This window comes from Achromobacter aloeverae, assembly GCF_004121055.1.
GTDB classification, from domain to species: Bacteria; Pseudomonadota; Gammaproteobacteria; order Burkholderiales; family Burkholderiaceae_B; genus Bordetella_C; species Bordetella_C aloeverae.
On the sequence record NZ_PYAL01000010.1, the window covers coordinates 223502 to 238251 of the forward strand.

The 14750-nt window shown below is 67.3% G+C and carries 13 protein-coding genes; 8 read left to right on the forward strand and 5 right to left on the reverse strand.

Annotated features, from left to right (window positions below; all coding sequences use genetic code 11):
• Positions 1–44 precede the first annotated feature (44 nt).
• Positions 45–824 (forward strand): enoyl-CoA hydratase/isomerase family protein, encoded by a 780-nt coding sequence (locus C7R54_RS28385; RefSeq protein ID WP_129154268.1) that lies wholly within the window; start codon positions 45–47, stop codon positions 822–824.
• An 82-nt stretch (positions 825–906) separates the two neighbouring features.
• Positions 907–2124, forward strand: coding sequence for a CaiB/BaiF CoA transferase family protein (locus C7R54_RS28390; RefSeq protein WP_129154269.1), 1218 nt, complete (start codon positions 907–909; stop codon positions 2122–2124).
• A gap of 5 nt (positions 2125–2129) precedes the next feature.
• On the opposite strand, the gene C7R54_RS28395 is transcribed toward C7R54_RS28390, so the two are convergent.
• Both C7R54_RS28395 and C7R54_RS28400 read right to left on the reverse strand, forming a co-directional pair.
• On the reverse strand, positions 2130–3050 hold the full coding sequence (locus C7R54_RS28395) for a transcriptional regulator GcvA (RefSeq protein ID WP_129154270.1): 921 nt from the start codon (positions 3048–3050) through the stop codon (positions 2130–2132).
• 19 nt (positions 3051–3069) lie between these two features.
• Positions 3070–4029 (reverse strand): LysR family transcriptional regulator, encoded by a 960-nt coding sequence (locus C7R54_RS28400; protein ID WP_129154271.1) that lies wholly within the window; start codon positions 4027–4029, stop codon positions 3070–3072.
• A 120-nt stretch (positions 4030–4149) separates the two neighbouring features.
• Here C7R54_RS28400 and C7R54_RS28405 point away from each other — a divergent pair, with 120 nt between their 5' ends.
• Complete coding sequence (locus C7R54_RS28405; RefSeq protein WP_129154272.1) at positions 4150–5337, forward strand: fumarylacetoacetate hydrolase family protein; 1188 nt, start codon at positions 4150–4152, stop codon at positions 5335–5337.
• A gap of 24 nt (positions 5338–5361) precedes the next feature.
• On the opposite strand, the gene C7R54_RS28920 is transcribed toward C7R54_RS28405, so the two are convergent.
• The 3 genes from C7R54_RS28920 to C7R54_RS28415 all read right to left on the reverse strand — a co-directional run bounded on the left by C7R54_RS28920 (position 5362) and on the right by C7R54_RS28415 (position 7927).
• Positions 5362–5499 carry a hypothetical protein gene (locus tag C7R54_RS28920; RefSeq protein ID WP_158021292.1) on the reverse strand — a complete coding sequence of 46 codons (138 nt, stop codon included), beginning with the start codon at positions 5497–5499 and terminating at the stop codon, positions 5362–5364.
• A complete protein-coding gene (locus tag C7R54_RS28410; protein ID WP_129154273.1) occupies positions 5496–6737 on the reverse strand; it encodes an MFS transporter in 1242 nt (413 codons plus the stop codon). The genes C7R54_RS28920 and C7R54_RS28410 overlap by 4 nt, the downstream gene beginning before the upstream one ends.
• Positions 6738–6958: 221 nt before the next feature.
• Entirely contained in the window at positions 6959–7927 is a 969-nt protein-coding gene (locus tag C7R54_RS28415; RefSeq protein ID WP_129154274.1) for a LysR substrate-binding domain-containing protein, read from the reverse strand.
• Between the two features lie 226 nt (positions 7928–8153).
• Between C7R54_RS28415 and C7R54_RS28420 the strand changes: the two genes are divergently transcribed.
• From C7R54_RS28420 to C7R54_RS28440, 5 genes are all read left to right on the forward strand, one after another.
• Positions 8154–10187, forward strand: coding sequence for a hydantoinase/oxoprolinase family protein (locus C7R54_RS28420; protein ID WP_129154275.1), 2034 nt, complete (start codon positions 8154–8156; stop codon positions 10185–10187).
• A gap of 23 nt (positions 10188–10210) precedes the next feature.
• A complete protein-coding gene (locus C7R54_RS28425) occupies positions 10211–11962 on the forward strand; it encodes a hydantoinase B/oxoprolinase family protein (RefSeq protein ID WP_129154276.1) in 1752 nt (583 codons plus the stop codon).
• Between the two features lie 81 nt (positions 11963–12043).
• Complete coding sequence (locus tag C7R54_RS28430; protein WP_158021293.1) at positions 12044–13039, forward strand: Bug family tripartite tricarboxylate transporter substrate binding protein; 996 nt, start codon at positions 12044–12046, stop codon at positions 13037–13039.
• 198 nt (positions 13040–13237) lie between these two features.
• The gene (locus C7R54_RS28435) at positions 13238–14431 is read left to right on the forward strand and encodes an NAD(P)/FAD-dependent oxidoreductase (protein ID WP_129154278.1); all 1194 of its coding nucleotides are present in this window, start codon (positions 13238–13240) and stop codon (positions 14429–14431) included.
• On the forward strand, positions 14428–14670 hold the full coding sequence (locus C7R54_RS28440; RefSeq protein ID WP_129154279.1) for a 2Fe-2S iron-sulfur cluster-binding protein: 243 nt from the start codon (positions 14428–14430) through the stop codon (positions 14668–14670). The genes C7R54_RS28435 and C7R54_RS28440 overlap by 4 nt, the downstream gene beginning before the upstream one ends.
• Positions 14671–14750: the final 80 nt, after the last annotated feature.

A 14750-nucleotide genomic window follows, 5' to 3' on the forward strand; every position in this document is an offset into this window, starting at 1 on the left:
AACCTCCGCCGCGCCGTCCGCGCCGGCTCCAGAACGAGATCCTCATGTCCGAACCCATCATCGTCGAACGCGACGGCGCCATTGCCACCGTCATCCTCAACAGCCCGGAAAAGATGAACGCCATGAACCAGGCCATGTGGGAGGGCCTTGCGGACGCCATGGATCGGCTGGGCGCCGATGACGACGTGCGTTGCATCATCCTGCGCGGGGCCGGCGAACGGGCCTTCTCGGCCGGCGCCGATATCGAGGAGTTCCCCCGCACTCGGCGGGACAAGGAAGCCGCGCGCGCCTATGGCCGCGTGACGCACCGCGCCATGCGTGCGGTGGCCGATAGCCGCCACCCGACCCTGGCTCTCATCCATGGCGCATGCGTGGGCGGCGGCCTGGAGCTGGCGGCCGTCTGCGATATGCGCCTCTGCGGCGAGTCCAGCCGCTTCGGCGCGCCCATCAACCGGCTGGGGCTGGTCATGTCCTATGGCGAGCTGAGCGGACTGGTGGCGCTGGCCGGCCGCGCGGTGGCGTTGGAAATCGTGCTGGAAGGCCGGGTCTTCGGCGCGGAAGAGGCCCAGCGCAAGGGCCTGGTCAATCGCGTGGTCGACGATGCCACGGTCGACGAAGAGGGCAGCGCCGCCGCGCGCCGCATCGCCGCGGGCGCGCCCTTGGTCGCGCGCTGGCACAAGCGCTTCGTGCAGCGGCTGGCGGACGCGCGTCCCCTGACCGACGCGGAACTGGACGAGGCCTATGACTGCTTCGATACCGAAGACTTTGCCATCGGCTACCGGGCCTTCCTCGCCAAGTCGCGTCCCGCCTTCGTCGGCCGCTGACTCTTGCCCGCTGACTCCTGCCCGCTGACTTCTCCTCTTTGCATCCTGCATTCACCACGCTACCTAATCCGAGGACTACACAATGACGCTTCCACTCGCCAATCTGCGCGTCCTGGATGTCAGCCAGATCATGGCCGGGCCCTATTGCTGCATGCTGCTGGGCGACATGGGGGCCGACGTCATCAAGGTCGAGACCCCGGGCACGGGAGACCAGACCCGGCGCGCCATGGGATTTCGACTGAAGGGCAACGATAGCGGCGGCTTTCTCGCGCTGAACCGCAACAAGCGCAGCGTCGAGATCGATCTCAAGCACCCGGAGGGCCGCGAGGCCTTCTACGAACTCGTGCGCCAGGCCGACATCCTGGTCGAGAACAACCGCCCCGGGGTCGCGGCCCGCCTGAAGATAGACTTCGAGACCCTGCACGCGATCAATCCGCGCCTGGTGTACGCCAGCATTTCCGGCTTCGGCCAGACCGGCCCCTGGTCCCGCCGTCCCGGCCTGGACCTGATCGCGCAGGCCAGCTGCGGCGCCATGAGCGTCATGGGCGAGCCGGGCGGCGCGCCCATGAAATCCAGCGTGCCCTTCGCCGATCTGGGCGCGGCCTTGTTCGCCGCGTACGCGATCCTCAGCGCGGTCATCGGCCGCGCGAGCACGGGCCTGGGGCAATACATCGATGCCTCGCTGTATGAAACGGCGCTAGGCCTGTCGGTGTGGGAAAGCGCGGAGTTCTGGGGCACGGGCCGTGTGCCGGCGCCGCTGGGCAGCGCCAACCGCATGAGCGCGCCCTACCAGGCCGTGCGCGCGGCCGATCGCCATATGGTGATCGGGGCGGCGAACGACAAGCTGTGGCGCGCGCTTTGCGACGTGATCGGGCGGCCCGACCTGCCGCGCGACCCGCGCTTCGTCGACAACGTGGCGCGCCTGGAAAACCGCGCCGCCTTGATCCTGCTGATCGAGGCGGCGCTGGCCGCCGCGCCGGCCGAGGCCTGGGTCGAGCGCCTGTTGGCCGCCGGCGTGCCGGCCGCGCCCATCCTGGATTACGAGGAGGCACTGGATACCGAGCAGGCACGCGCGCGCGATATGGTGATGGAGGTCGACCATCCCGTGGAAGGGCGCGTGAAGACGCTGGGCTTTCCGGTCAAGCTCGGCGGCACGCCCCAGCAGGTGCGCCGTCCGGCCCCCTTGCTGGGACAGCACACGGAAGAAGTCTTCCACGAGCTGGGTATCTCCAGCGAGCGCGTGGCAGGCTGGCGGCGCGCCGGGGCATTCGGCCTTGCGGCCGCCCCCCCGCCCGCCTGATCCCCTCAGGCGTCGCCACCGTCCGCCTGCAGTTCATCGCGCACCCAGGTCGCGAACGCCTGGATGCGCGGGTCCGCCGCACGCGCTTCCGGATAGACCAGGTAGTAGGAAAACTCGATGGGTAGCGCGAGTTCGGGGAAGGGCTCGACCAGGCGTCCGGCGTCGATGTCGCGGCGCACCCAGTTACGCTTGGCCAGGGCCACGCCCAGGCCATCGATCGCGGCATCGATCACCAGGTGGCTGGGCCAGAAGGACGGGCCGCGCGCGGTGTCCACGCCCTCCACGCCGGCATGGGCCAGCCACGTGGCCCAGTCCGGATTGCTGACGTCGTCATAGGTGCTGTCGTCGTGCAGCAGCGTGTGATGGCGCAGGTCGCCGGCCCGCGCCAGCGGCGCGTCCCCCTGCAAGAGCGCCGGGCTGCACACCGGCGTGACCGCCACCGCCAGGCAGCGCTCGGCATGCAGGCCCGGATAGTCGCCGCGGCCGTAGCGGACTTCGATGTCGACGTCGTCGCGCTCGAAGTCCGACATGTTCTTGGACGTCGATACGCGCAGGTCGACGTCCGGATGCAGGGCCTTGAACCGCTTCATGCGCGGAATCAGCCACTTGACCGCGAAGGTGGGCGGCAGGTTCAGCTTCAGCGCCCGCACCTGGCTTTCGCGCTGCACGCGATAGGTGGCTTGCACCAATTGGCGGAAGGCTTCCTGGACGCCGGGCAGATAGGCCTTGCCCGCGCTGGTCAGGATCAGGGACTTGGTATCGCGAACGAACAGCGAGATTCCCAAATTGTCTTCCAGCACCTTGATCTGGTGGCTGACGGCCGAGGGCGTGACGCAAAGCTCCTCGGCCGCCCGGGTGAAGCTGAGATGGCGGGCGGCGACCTCGAAGGCGCGCAAGGGATTCAACGGCGGGATGGGGCGGGGCATGGTGTCCTTCGGCGGTTTGCTAGGCGCGTGCGCGCCGTTCGTCGCTTTGCGCGATCAGCGTTTCGGTGAACAGGCGCGCGGTGGCCGACAGGGGTTCGTCCTTGCGGCGGATCACCCCGTATTCCAACGGCTGCACCTTGAGGCGGCTGTCGAGGATGCGCAGGCGGCCCTGGTCCAGCTGTTCCTGGATCATGGGCACCGGCAGCAGCGCGATGGTGGTGCCGGAGTGCAGCAGCTGGAGAAAGGTGGGCATGGAGATGGTTTCCACGGTATTGCCCGGCGGTTCGACGCCCGCGCCATGGAAGGCCTCGTCGATGCGTTCGCGTATCGGCGTGCCGGCCGGATAGAGCACCCATGGCCAGTCGCGCAGCGCCGCGACCGGGGTCGGGTTCTTGCGCTTCCTGGCCAGGGGGTGCCTGGCGTTGCCGACCAGGGCGAAGGGTTCGGCGCCCAGGGCCGTGAAGTCGAACAGCTGCCTGTGCCGGTCTTCCCGGAAGCGGCCGATGACGATGTCGATCTCCTTGCGCTCCAGCATGTCCAGCAGCTTGTCGCTGGTCTGCTCCAGGATTTCGACGGACAGCAGGGGGCGCTGTTCCTTCACGCGGGCGATGGCTTCGGGCAGGACATTGAACGTGGCCGCGAATATGGCGCCTATCTTCACGTGCCCGTGTCCGCCCCTGCGCAGCTTATTGATCTGCGCCACGAACTTGGCCGTGTCGTTGAGCATCATGCGGGCGTAGGCGGCGACGTGCGCGCCCAGCTCGGTGGGCGGCATGCTGCGCGGCAGCCGTTCGAACAGTCCGAAGCCCAGCAAGGCCTCGATGTCGCGCAGCATCTTGCTGAGCGCCGGTTGCGTCAGGTTCATTTGCTGCGCCGCGGCATGCATGTTCTGCGTGCGGGCCAGCGTGTCGATCAGCACCAGGTGCCGCGCCTTGAGCCAGCCGCAGAGCTGGCCGTATGCGATGTCGCCGTTTTCCATGCGTGGGTGCTCGTCCGCCCTCGATAACGAAATGATATCAATCCTTGAGATTTCCTCATTGGGATTTATCGCGGTCATCTGGTCTACTGGTCGTCCCATTTCCTATCTGCGCGGACGACCATGCTGATGTTGACTCCTGAGAATACGCTGCCGACGGACGGCGTCGCCGGCACGCTGGTGGGCCGGGCCTGGGTGCCGGGCCGCGATGGCGAGCCCGGCGGTCCCTCGCCGGTCGTCCTGCGCGGCGATGGCGTGTACGACCTGTCCTCGTCCTTCGCCACCCTGAGCGATCTGCTGGATGCGGCGCAGCCGGTGCAGGCCGTACGCGCCGCCGCCGGCCGGCATATCGGCTCGGTCGCCGGCGTGCTGGCGAATACGCGCGACGACCCCGACCCCGCGCAGCCCCGTTTCCTGGCGCCGGCCGACCTGCAGGTCATCAAGGCGGCAGGGGTGACGTTCGCGGCCAGCATGATCGAGCGGGTCATCGAGGAACAGGCCAAGGGCGACCCATCGCGGGCCGAAGGCGTGCGGCGCACCGTCGTCGATGCGATAGGCACTGACCTGCGCGCGGTCAAGCCGGGGTCGCCGCAAGCGGCCCAGCTCAAGTCGGTGCTCATGGCCCAGGGCCTTTGGTCGCAATACCTGGAAGTGGGCATCGGCCCCGACGCCGAGGTCTTCACCAAGGCGCCCGTCCTCGCGGCGGTGGGCACGGGCAGCCAGGTCGGCATCCACCCCAAGTCGGCCTGGAACAATCCCGAACCCGAGGTGGTTTTGGCGGTCACGCGCGAAGGCGCGATCGTCGGCGCCACCTTGGGCAACGACGTCAACCTGCGCGACTTCGAGGGCCGCAGTGCGCTGCTGCTAAGCAAGGCCAAGGACAACAACGCATCCTGCGCGATCGGACCTTTCGTCAGGCTGTTCGACGAGACGTTCAACCTGGACGACGTGCGCGGCTGCGAACTGTCGCTGCGCGTGGAGGGCGAGGACGGCTACGTGCTCGATGGGGCGAGTTCGATGGCGCAGATCAGCCGCGATCCGCTGGACCTGGTGGCGCAGACACTGAATCGGAACCACCAGTATCCCGACGGCTTCATGCTGTTCCTGGGCACCTTGTTCGCGCCTACCGAGGACAGGGATCACCCCGGGGGCGGCTTCACGCACAAGGTGGGCGACCGGGTCTGCATCTCGGCGGCCAAGCTGGGCGCCTTGCGCAACGTGGTAACGCATAGCGACAGCGCGCCGGCCTGGCACTTTGGGCTGGGACAGCTGATGCGCAACCTGGCGGCGCGCGGGTTGTTGGGAAGCTGATTCTTGCGCCGCGCCACGCGGTGCTCAATGGCAGAGAAAGAAGCCGTCCATCAGCGCGAGCGTGATGGACGGGTCCTGCCACGCGATGAAGATGCAGCACAACAGCGCGGTGCAAGCGATGACGGCCGCGGCGCGCAATAGCGTCGGCCGGGCCGGCATCACGAGGCCTGCCTCGTCAACGGCGCCACGTATTCGACGGGGCGGTCGTCGATGGGCCAGTGCACGCACGCCGCCAGCAGGCCGATGACGATGGAAAGCAGCCAGAGCGGATCGTACGAGCGATAGGCGTCATAGACCACGCCCCCCAGCCATACCCCCAGGAATCCGCCGATCTGGTGGCCCACGAACACGAAGCCGAACAAGGTCGCGATGTAGCGCGCGCCGAATATCCTCAGGATCACGTCGTTGGTGAGCGGGACGGTGCCCAGCCAGAGCAGGCCCATCACCGCCGAGAACAGGTAGGCGCTCCAGACCGTGACCGGCGCGGCGAGGAAGGCAGCCACCGCCAGCGTGCGCGCCAGGTACAACGCGCCCAGCACGTGCTTGGCCGGCCAGCGGCCCGCGAGCCGGGCGCAGGCGTAATTGCCGAAGATATTGGTGAGCGCGATGATCGCGAGCGTCGTGCCGGCCTGGCCGGCGGTCAGGCCGTGATCGGTGAGGTAGGCGGGCATGTGCGCGGCGATGAAGGCCAGCTGGAAGCCGCATGCCAGGAAGCCGATGTTCAGCAGCCAGAAGCCGCGATGCCGCAAGGCCAGGCTGATCGCCTGCGTCATCGTCATGGTGGGGGCCGCGGCACCCCCGGCAGCGGGCGCTTGCGCGGCCGGTTCGTCGCGCAGGAAAACCGCCAGCGGCGCCAGCGTCAGCGCGACGATGCACAACACCAGCGCCGCGCCCTGCCAGGTCGATATCCGTATCAGGGCCTGCGCTGCCGGGACCATGCAGAACTGCCCCAGCCCGCCCAGCGCACCGGCGATGGCCAGCGCCCAGGTCCGCTGCGGGCCCGCGAAGATGCGGCTCAACGCACCATAGACGACGCCGAAGGCGGTGCCGGACAGCGCGACCCCGATCATGACGCCGTTGGTCAATGCGAATGCCATCGGATGCTGCGCCTGTGTCATCAGGAACAATCCCAGCGCATAGACGACCATGCCGGTGAACAGGACCTTGGCGGAGCCATAGCGGTCGGCGACGATGCCGGTCAGCGGTTGCGCCAGGCCCCACACCAGGTTCTGCAGCGCCAGGGCAAGGCCGAAGTCCTCGCGCGACCAGTCCTGGCTGGCGATGACGGGCTGCAGGAACAGCCCCTGGACGTGACGCACGCCGAGCGCGGCGCCCATGATGACGCCGCCGGCGATCACGATCAGCCAGCGATTGCGCGGGAAGGACGGGTCCGGGGACATGGCGCGGGGCTCCAGCAGGGATGGCACGAGCCATGTCCGGCGCCGGGCTGGCGCTGTCGGAAACCCATGGCCGTGATGCCGTCGTAGGCTAATCGCGTGGTCCGTGACAATCAAAAAATTGTCATAGGGACACGCCGGCGGGTTTCGGCTAGCGGACGTGGCTGCGGACCGGCGCACGCCAGACGCCCCTATGCGCGGTGGCGAACCGGGTGGCGCAGGTGTCAGCCATGGCGGCGGGATGGTCGGAGTCCTGGGGGCGTGCCAGGCCCATTTCGGTCGTCTACCCGGTAGTTGCTCAATTCCGAGCGGAACAGGTCATTCATTGCGCGGATGAAGTCCTCCACGACCTTGGAGCGCGGTTGGTGCGCCGGTAGCACCATGGAGAACGTGTAGGCGATCGCCGGAACGATCGGCCGGCAGGCGATCCGCCTGTCGCGCAGGTTGGCGGCGGTGAAAGGGTCGGCGATGGTGATGCCCAGGCCCGCGGCGACCATGCTGCACGCCGAATGCGCATAGGTCGTTTCTATCGTCCGGTTCAGCGTCACGCCGGCGCCTTCCAGGGCCATCTCCACGCGCATCCGCAATGGGCTGTCGGCGCCCAGGGAAATCAAGGCCTGTCCCTGCAGATCGGTAATATGCACCGCCCGCTTGCGCGCCAGCGGATGATCGCGCGGAAGCACACAGACGGCGGCCACGTCGGGGTGGGGATAGATATCGGCGCCAGGGTATTCGGCGCTGATGAAGCCGATATAGCCGATGTCCACCTGGTTGGCGCCTATCAGTTCCAGGACGTCCTGCGAGGGGCAGACGTCCAGCGAAATCAGGACATTCGGATGGGTGTCGGAGAACTGGCGTATGCCTTCGCTGATGAAGTCCAGACCCAATGCGCTGATCGACGCAATCCTCAGCGTCCCTATCCGTGCCGATTTCAAGTCCAGGGCGACGCGTTCCACGGATTCCAAGCCGCGATAAAAACGTTCGACCTCCTGGAACAGCCGCCGCGCCTCGGCGCCGGGGATGAGCCGATTCCCTTCGCGGCGAAACAGGCGAACGGAAACGGTCGCTTCCAGATCCCGGATCAGGCGGCTTACCGCGGGCTGGCTGATCTTCAACAGCTCGGCGGCCAGCGTCATGCTGCCGGTTGCCATGACTTTGCGAAATGCTTCTAGCTGTCGGGGATTCAGTTGCATGGGGAACGCCGGCTTGGCGGGATGTGAAGGCTGGGTCGGGAATGGCCGGCGGGCTGGTAGCAGCTCGCCGGCACGGCAGGGCTATCCGGACGCAGCATAACATTCCCTTATCGGCCTCCTATGCTTTATGTGGTTGTGTAAGGAGAAGCCTGGGCGGCATCATGTTTTCGCGCGGGCCCGGCTGGCACGCACATGGATCAACGGGCATGAGGCTACGGGGAAAAGCATGGTTCGAATAGGCATCGATGTGGGCGGCACTTTCACGGATTTTGTGATGGCCGATGGACGGACGGGAAAACTGTCTTATTTCAAGGTGCCGTCTTCGCCGGAGGACCCCTCCGTGGCGATCGCCCAGGGGACTCGCGAGATGCTGGCGCGGTTTTCGGTCATGCCGGGAGATGTCGAGTACTTCGGCCATGGCACGACCGTTGCCACGAACATGGTGATCGAGCGCCGTGGTGTCAAGACCGGCCTGGTGACGACGCGGGGCTTTCGCGACGTGCTGGCCATCGGGCGGCAGACGCGCCCATCGCTGTACGACCATGGCGTCGACAAGCCGGCGCCGCTCGTGCGGCGCCGGCACCGGCTCGAAGTCGGTGAGCGGCTCGACGCGGCCGGGCAGCCCCTGCGCGCGCTGGATGAATCCGAATTGGAGCAGCGCGTGCGCGAGCTGGTGGCCGATGGCGTGGAATCGATCGCAATCGCCTTTCTCCATTCATACCGCAATTCCGATCACGAAGCGCAGGCGCGCCGTGTCGTGGAGCGCATCGCGCCTGGCTTGCACGTCAGCATCTCCTGCGAGGTCCTGCCTGAGTTCCGCGAGTTCGAGCGCACGTCCACGACCGTGCTGAACGCCTACGTCGCGCCTCGCATGCATCACTATCTTGAGCGGCTGCGCACGCGGCTGGAAGGCATCGGACTGACTGTTCAGCCGTTGACTTTCCACTCGAACGGTGGGCTGATGCCCCTGAAGACGGTGGCGCGCCTGCCCGTGCTTTCCTGCCTGTCGGGACCGGCGGCGGGCGTCGTCGGCTCGACGCTCATCGGGGTGGAAGCCGGCCTGACGGAAATCATCACGTTCGACGTCGGGGGCACCAGTACGGACGTTTCCCTCATCACGGGAGGACGGCCCGGCTGTACCTCGGACCGGCTGGTCGCGGGCTATCCGGTGAAGATGCCCATGATCGATATCCATGTCGTGGGCGCAGGCGGCGGCAGCATCGCGCGGCTCGACGACGTCGGCGCGCTCAAGGTCGGGCCGGAGAGCGCGGGCGCCATTCCCGGGCCGGTCGCATTCGGCAAGGGCGGCAGGCTGCCGACCCTGACCGATGCGAACATCGTGCTCGGGCGCTTGAATCCGCGGGCCTTGCTGGATGGGCGCATGGAAGTCGACCGTGAGGCCGCCGCGGCGGTCATCGACGAGCTGATCGCGCGTCCCATAGGCGTGTCCGTGGCGGAGGCCGCGCACGGCATCTTGCGCATTGCCACCGCGAACATGAGCCGCGCGATACGCACGGTCTCTACCGAGCATGGGCATGATCCGGCCGATTTCACGCTGTTCGCCTTCGGGGGCGCGGGGCCGCTGCATGCCGCCGAGGTGGCGCGGGAGTGCGGCATTGGCGAAGTCCTGGTTCCCCACGAGCCGGGCACGATGTGCGCGCGAGGCATTCTGTTGGCGGACGTCACGCGAGATTTCGTCCGCACCCAGTTGGCGCCCTTGAATGAAGAGTCCTGGGAACGCCTGCAGGCTGTCTTGGACAAGATGCGCCAGGAGGGGGATGCCTGGCTGGAGCAGGAGCGTGTTCCCCAGGCGCAACGGCAATTCCATTTTCATGTCGACAGCCGTTATCGCGGGCAGACCCACGATATCCGGGTGGCCCTGCAGCCCGGCGGGGACAGGACGCTAGCCGGGTTTGTCGACGCTTTCCATCGCGCGCACAAAGCCCAGCACGGACACGATCATCCGGGCCGTCCGATCGAAATCGTCAATTGCCGCCTGCAGGCCGTGGGCCTGGTGGCAAAGGGCGGCGCCACGGCGTGGACGCCCGCGGGGACGGCGCCGGTCTGGCATGAGCGCGACGTCTATTTTGGACAGGAAGCGGGCTGGACCAGCACCCGGGTCTATCACCGGGAATCGCTGGGTTGCGGCGTGGAGCTCGCGGGGCCCGTGATCATCGAGGAGATGAGCTCGACCACCGTGGTCCTGCCTGGCCAGCTTGCCGCGATAGACCGCGCGGGCAACATTCGGATTCGTATCTGAAACGATCACCTTGGACATCCATCATGAACGCTCATCAAGGTCACCCGGACGCGCGGGATTTCGATCCCATCGCCGTCGAAGTCTTCACCAACCGCTTGCTGGCCATCACGGAATCCATGGCCAGCAATATCATGCGGGCCTCGTTCTCGCCGCAGATCAAGGAACGCCGGGATTTCTCCGTCGGCATGTTCGACCGGGCCGGACGCCTGATCGCGCAAGGGACCCACATACCGGTACATCTCGGGTCCCTGATGGGATCCGTGGAGGCCGTGCTGTCACGATGGCAGCTGGCGGACATCCATGACGGCGACGTGTACCTGTGCAACGATCCCTACGTGGCGGGAGGCACGCACCTGCCTGACATTTCCGTCATTACCCCGGTGTTCGCGGCCGACCGGCTGGTCGCCTTCGCCGCCAATATCGGCCATCATTCGGATGTCGGCGGCGCGGTGCCCGGTTCCACCGCCGCCGCCGCGCGCACCATCTATGAAGAAGGTCTGCGCATTCCCATCATGCGCGTGGCCCGGCGGCGGCGGGTCGACGACGACCTGATCGCGATGATCGCGCTGAATTCGCGCCTGCCCGAAGAACGCACGCTGGACCTGCACGTGCAGATCGCTACCAACGAGAAAGGCGCGGGCGCCATCGCCAGCCTGGTCGAACGCATGGGCGGCGTGGAAAAATTCGAGGACGCCGTCGATGGCGTGCTGGCCTATACGCTACAGCGCGCGCGACGCCGGGTGGCCGCATTGCCGTCCCGGCGCAGCACGTTCACGACATGGCTGGATGACGATGGCAGCGGCCAAGGCGGTCCGGTGCCGCTGACGGCGACGATCCATCGGGATGGTGAGACCCTGGTCGTCGACCTGGAGGGTTCCGGCCCGCAATCGGGCGGTGCGCTCAATGTCTCCGATAGCGCCTTGCGCGCCACGGTCTATTACTGCGTGAAGGCGATGCTGGACCCGGACCTGATGGCGAATAGTGGAATGGCCCGGGCCATCGCGATCAAGGCGCCCGAGGGGTCCATTGTCAATCCGCGTCCCCCTGGCGCATGCGGGGCGCGCACGATTACCTGCCAGCGCCTGGCGGGCGCGATCATCGGCGCATTCGTGGGCCTGGTGCCCAGGGACCGCGCGATCGCCTCGGGCGTCGATACGATGCCGACGATCTCGTTTTCCGGCGTCCGGCCAGACGATGGATCCATCTACCTGAGCGGCGAGACCTTGGGCGGCGGTGGCGGCGCGCGCGATGGCGGGGATGGCATGGATGGGATTCATGTGCACATCACCAATTCCCGCAACCTGCCGACCGAGATCATGGAGCACGAATGCCCGTTGCGGGTCGAGCACTACGGGCTTGCGGTGGATTCCGCCGGCGCCGGGCGCCACCGTGGCGGGCTGGGCATCGTCCGCGAGGTGCGCGCGCTGCGGGACGGTACGATTTTCTCGGCCCGGTCGGACAGCCACATTCGCGGCGCGGCCGGCGCCGAGGGCGGCGGAGAGGGAGGGCTCGGCCGACTGCTGCGCAATGCCGGCCGTCCCGACGAACAGGTGCTGGGCTCCAAGGTGAGGCACCTGATCCTTGCGGGCGGCGACACGATAAGGATGGAAACGCCTGGTGGTGCGGGATTCGGCGATCCCATGGAGAGATCGCCGGAGGCGCTGGCGGAAGATATCGAGGACGGTCTTGTGACTGTCGCCTATGCGCGAAGATTTCATGGCGACGCACTGACAGAAGCCGCGCTGGGATTGATCGAGGGCGAACGAAAGACCTAGCAGCATGGTTTGTACCCATCGAACCGGCGTGCGGCCGGTTCGATGTCCGGACATAAAACGACCAATACAAGGGAACTCATCATGAGCAGATTGCATGCGGCATCGCGCCGGCTGGCCGCCTGTGCGGCCGCGGTCTTGACGATGGCATTCATCGGCGGCGCGCCGGCCCGGGCCGAGGGTACATACCCTGACCGGCCCATAAGAATGATCGTTCCGTTCTCGGCGGGCGGCTCGACCGACCAGGTGGCCAGGACGCTTGCGGAGGGCCTGGGCCGGCTGTGGAAGCAGCCCGTCATCGTCGAGAACCGTGACGGGGCCAGCGGCATCATCGGTTCGCGCATCGTGGCCGAGTCCAAACCCGATGGGTACACGCTGCTGTTCGGGACCCAGACCACGCAGGCGGTGGTGCCGCACCTGTTCGCCAGGCTGCCCTATGACGCGCAACGGGACTTCGTTCCTGTGACGGAGCTCGTGGCGATCGCACAATTGCTTTCCGTTCCCGCGTCGTCGCCGTTTCAGTCCCTGGGTGAACTGGTCGCCTACGCGAAGTCCCATCCGGGCGCCCTGACGTTCGGCGGCGGCGTGGGCGCGACGCCGCACATGACGATGGAATTGCTGATGTCGCACGCGGGCATCAAGATGCTGGGCGTTCCCTACAAGGGCTCGGCGCTGGCCATGAACGACTTGCTCGCAGGGCGCCTCGATTCGATGTTCGATGTGATCATGACGACCTTGCCGCATACGCGCGCGGGCAAGCTGCGCACGCTGGCCGTGACGAGCTATCACCGGCATCCGCTGTTGCCGGCCGTCCCGACCGTCGCGGAGTCGGGTTACCCCGGATTCGAGACCGATGTCTGGTTCGGCCTGTTCGCCGTCAAGGGCACGTCGCCGGAAATCGTCCGCAAGATAGCCGCCGACAGCAAGACGGTCCTGGCGGATCCTCAGCGCAGGAAGACGCTTACCGACGTGGGCTTCGAGATCATCACGAGTTCGCCGGAGGACTTCGCCCGCTATACGCTGGCCGAGAGCGAGAAGTGGGAAAAGGTCATCAAGTCGGCCAATATAAAGATGGAGTAGGCAAGGACCGCGCGGCCGGGACGGGCCGCCAGGCCCGGCTGGGAGCCGCGATGCGGGCATGGGTCCGCGGGGGCCGTGGTCGCGCCTGCACGCACCGCCGGTCCGGCGATAAAATCACCGACTTTGCACGGTCCGGATGCCCGGCGCCGGGATGGCCCCGGCTGGCTGGCCCCTGTGCCGAGACAAGGTTCTTGAATCATGAAAGCAGGGGCGGCGCCCGCAGGGGCAAGTTCGCATGTCCTGGTCGTAGGCGCGGGCATCGTCGGCGCATCGGCCGCGTATTTTCTGCGCCAGGCGGGTTGCGCGGTGACAGTGCTGGACGCCAGCACGCCCGCGGCCGGCGCCTCCGGCGCGTCCGATGGCCTGGTTTCGGTGGGTAGCAAGAAGCCGGGCTTCCTGATGAATATCGCCCGCCACGCGCGCGACCTCTATGTCGAGCTGACCCGCGATGGCTTGCTGGAAGGCCTGTTCCAGCAACGCCCCACCTTCCTGTTCGCGCGTACCGAGGCGGAAGCCGAGCTCATGGCCCTGCATGGCCGCGACCTGGAAAGCGCCGGCGTGCGCGTTGAAAACCTGACCGGCGCCGAGTTCGGCCGCTGCGTGCCGGGCGTGTCGCCCGCCATCGTGGGGGCGCTGGCCGTGCCGCAGGACGGCCATGCCCTGGGCTACCAGATCGTCGACCGCCTGCTCAAGCAATCCGGGGCGCGCGTGGTCCGCCATGCGGCGGTGCGCGGCATCAAGGTCGACGGCGGGCGCGCCACCGGTGTCGAAACCGATGCCGGCGCGCTCTCCGGCGATGCCGTCCTGGTCGCCGCCGGACTGGGATCGACAGCCCTGGCCGGACTGGGAGAGATCCTGGTGCCGCGCAAGGGGCAGATCATCATCACGGACCGGGCCGCCGATAACGTCCCGGCCTTCGCCGGGCCGTTGATGTCGGCGGCCTACCTGGCCGCCAAGCGCAGCGCGGATGCGTCCCGGCGCAATCCGGTGAGCCTGGTCATCGATCCCTTGAATACCGGCCAGCTGCTCATCGGCGGGACGCGGGAAGAAGGCCAGGCGGACCGGGAGACCACGGTGCGGCACGTTTCCACCATCTTGCGCGAGGCCCTGGATGCCTATCCGCCGCTGGCGCGCCGGCGCGTCATCCGCACGTTTTCGGGGGTACGCACGGCCAGCGTGGACGGCCTGCCCATCGTCGGCCGGCATCCCGCGATAGCGGGGCTGACCATCGCCACCGGTTTCGAAGGCGATGGGATCTGCCTTGGCCCCCTGATGGGCAAGCTGGCGGCGCGGATCGTGGCGGGAGCGTCCTGTAGCCTGGATATCGAGGCGCTGGCGCCCGCCCGTTTCGTCGCGGGGTTCGATTCCGCGGTCATGGGAGGGCAGCCATGAGCCAGTTTTATTGGAACGGGCGTCCCGTTTCCTTTCGCGATGGGGAGACGCTGGCGTTGGCCTTGCGGCGCGCCTGGGTCAAGGATTTCGGGCCGGCCGCGGGCGGGCAGCAGGCCCGTTATTTCTGCGGCATCGGGCAATGCCAGGGATGCCTGGTGTCGGTCGACGGCGGTGCGGCGGTCGAGTCCTGCCTGACCTTGGCCCGGCCCGATGCCGTGGTCACGCCCGGCGCGTTCTGAGGGCGTCGCGATGGTCTTGTCTTGCGGGTTGCGGATGGGGGGCAGCAGGACGCCCTTGTCCCGGATTTGTTGATGAGAGG

What these genes read in the sequence shown, in the direction of transcription:
- C7R54_RS28385 (WP_129154268.1), top strand. Translation starts at nt 45, where the DNA reads ATGTCCGAACCCATCATCGTCGAACGCGACGGCGCCATTGCCACCGTC.
- C7R54_RS28390 (WP_129154269.1), top strand. Translation starts at nt 907, where the DNA reads ATGACGCTTCCACTCGCCAATCTGCGCGTCCTGGATGTCAGCCAGATC.
- C7R54_RS28395 (WP_129154270.1), bottom strand. Translation starts at nt 3,050, where the DNA reads ATGCCCCGCCCCATCCCGCCGTTGAATCCCTTGCGCGCCTTCGAGGTC.
- C7R54_RS28400 (WP_129154271.1), bottom strand. Translation starts at nt 4,029, where the DNA reads ATGGAAAACGGCGACATCGCATACGGCCAGCTCTGCGGCTGGCTCAAG.
- C7R54_RS28405 (WP_129154272.1), top strand. Translation starts at nt 4,150, where the DNA reads ATGCTGATGTTGACTCCTGAGAATACGCTGCCGACGGACGGCGTCGCC.
- C7R54_RS28410 (WP_129154273.1), bottom strand. Translation starts at nt 6,737, where the DNA reads ATGTCCCCGGACCCGTCCTTCCCGCGCAATCGCTGGCTGATCGTGATC.
- C7R54_RS28415 (WP_129154274.1), bottom strand. Translation starts at nt 7,927, where the DNA reads ATGCAACTGAATCCCCGACAGCTAGAAGCATTTCGCAAAGTCATGGCA.
- C7R54_RS28420 (WP_129154275.1), top strand. Translation starts at nt 8,154, where the DNA reads ATGGTTCGAATAGGCATCGATGTGGGCGGCACTTTCACGGATTTTGTG.
- C7R54_RS28425 (WP_129154276.1), top strand. Translation starts at nt 10,211, where the DNA reads ATGAACGCTCATCAAGGTCACCCGGACGCGCGGGATTTCGATCCCATC.
- C7R54_RS28430 (WP_158021293.1), top strand. Translation starts at nt 12,044, where the DNA reads ATGAGCAGATTGCATGCGGCATCGCGCCGGCTGGCCGCCTGTGCGGCC.
- C7R54_RS28435 (WP_129154278.1), top strand. Translation starts at nt 13,238, where the DNA reads ATGAAAGCAGGGGCGGCGCCCGCAGGGGCAAGTTCGCATGTCCTGGTC.
- C7R54_RS28440 (WP_129154279.1), top strand. Translation starts at nt 14,428, where the DNA reads ATGAGCCAGTTTTATTGGAACGGGCGTCCCGTTTCCTTTCGCGATGGG.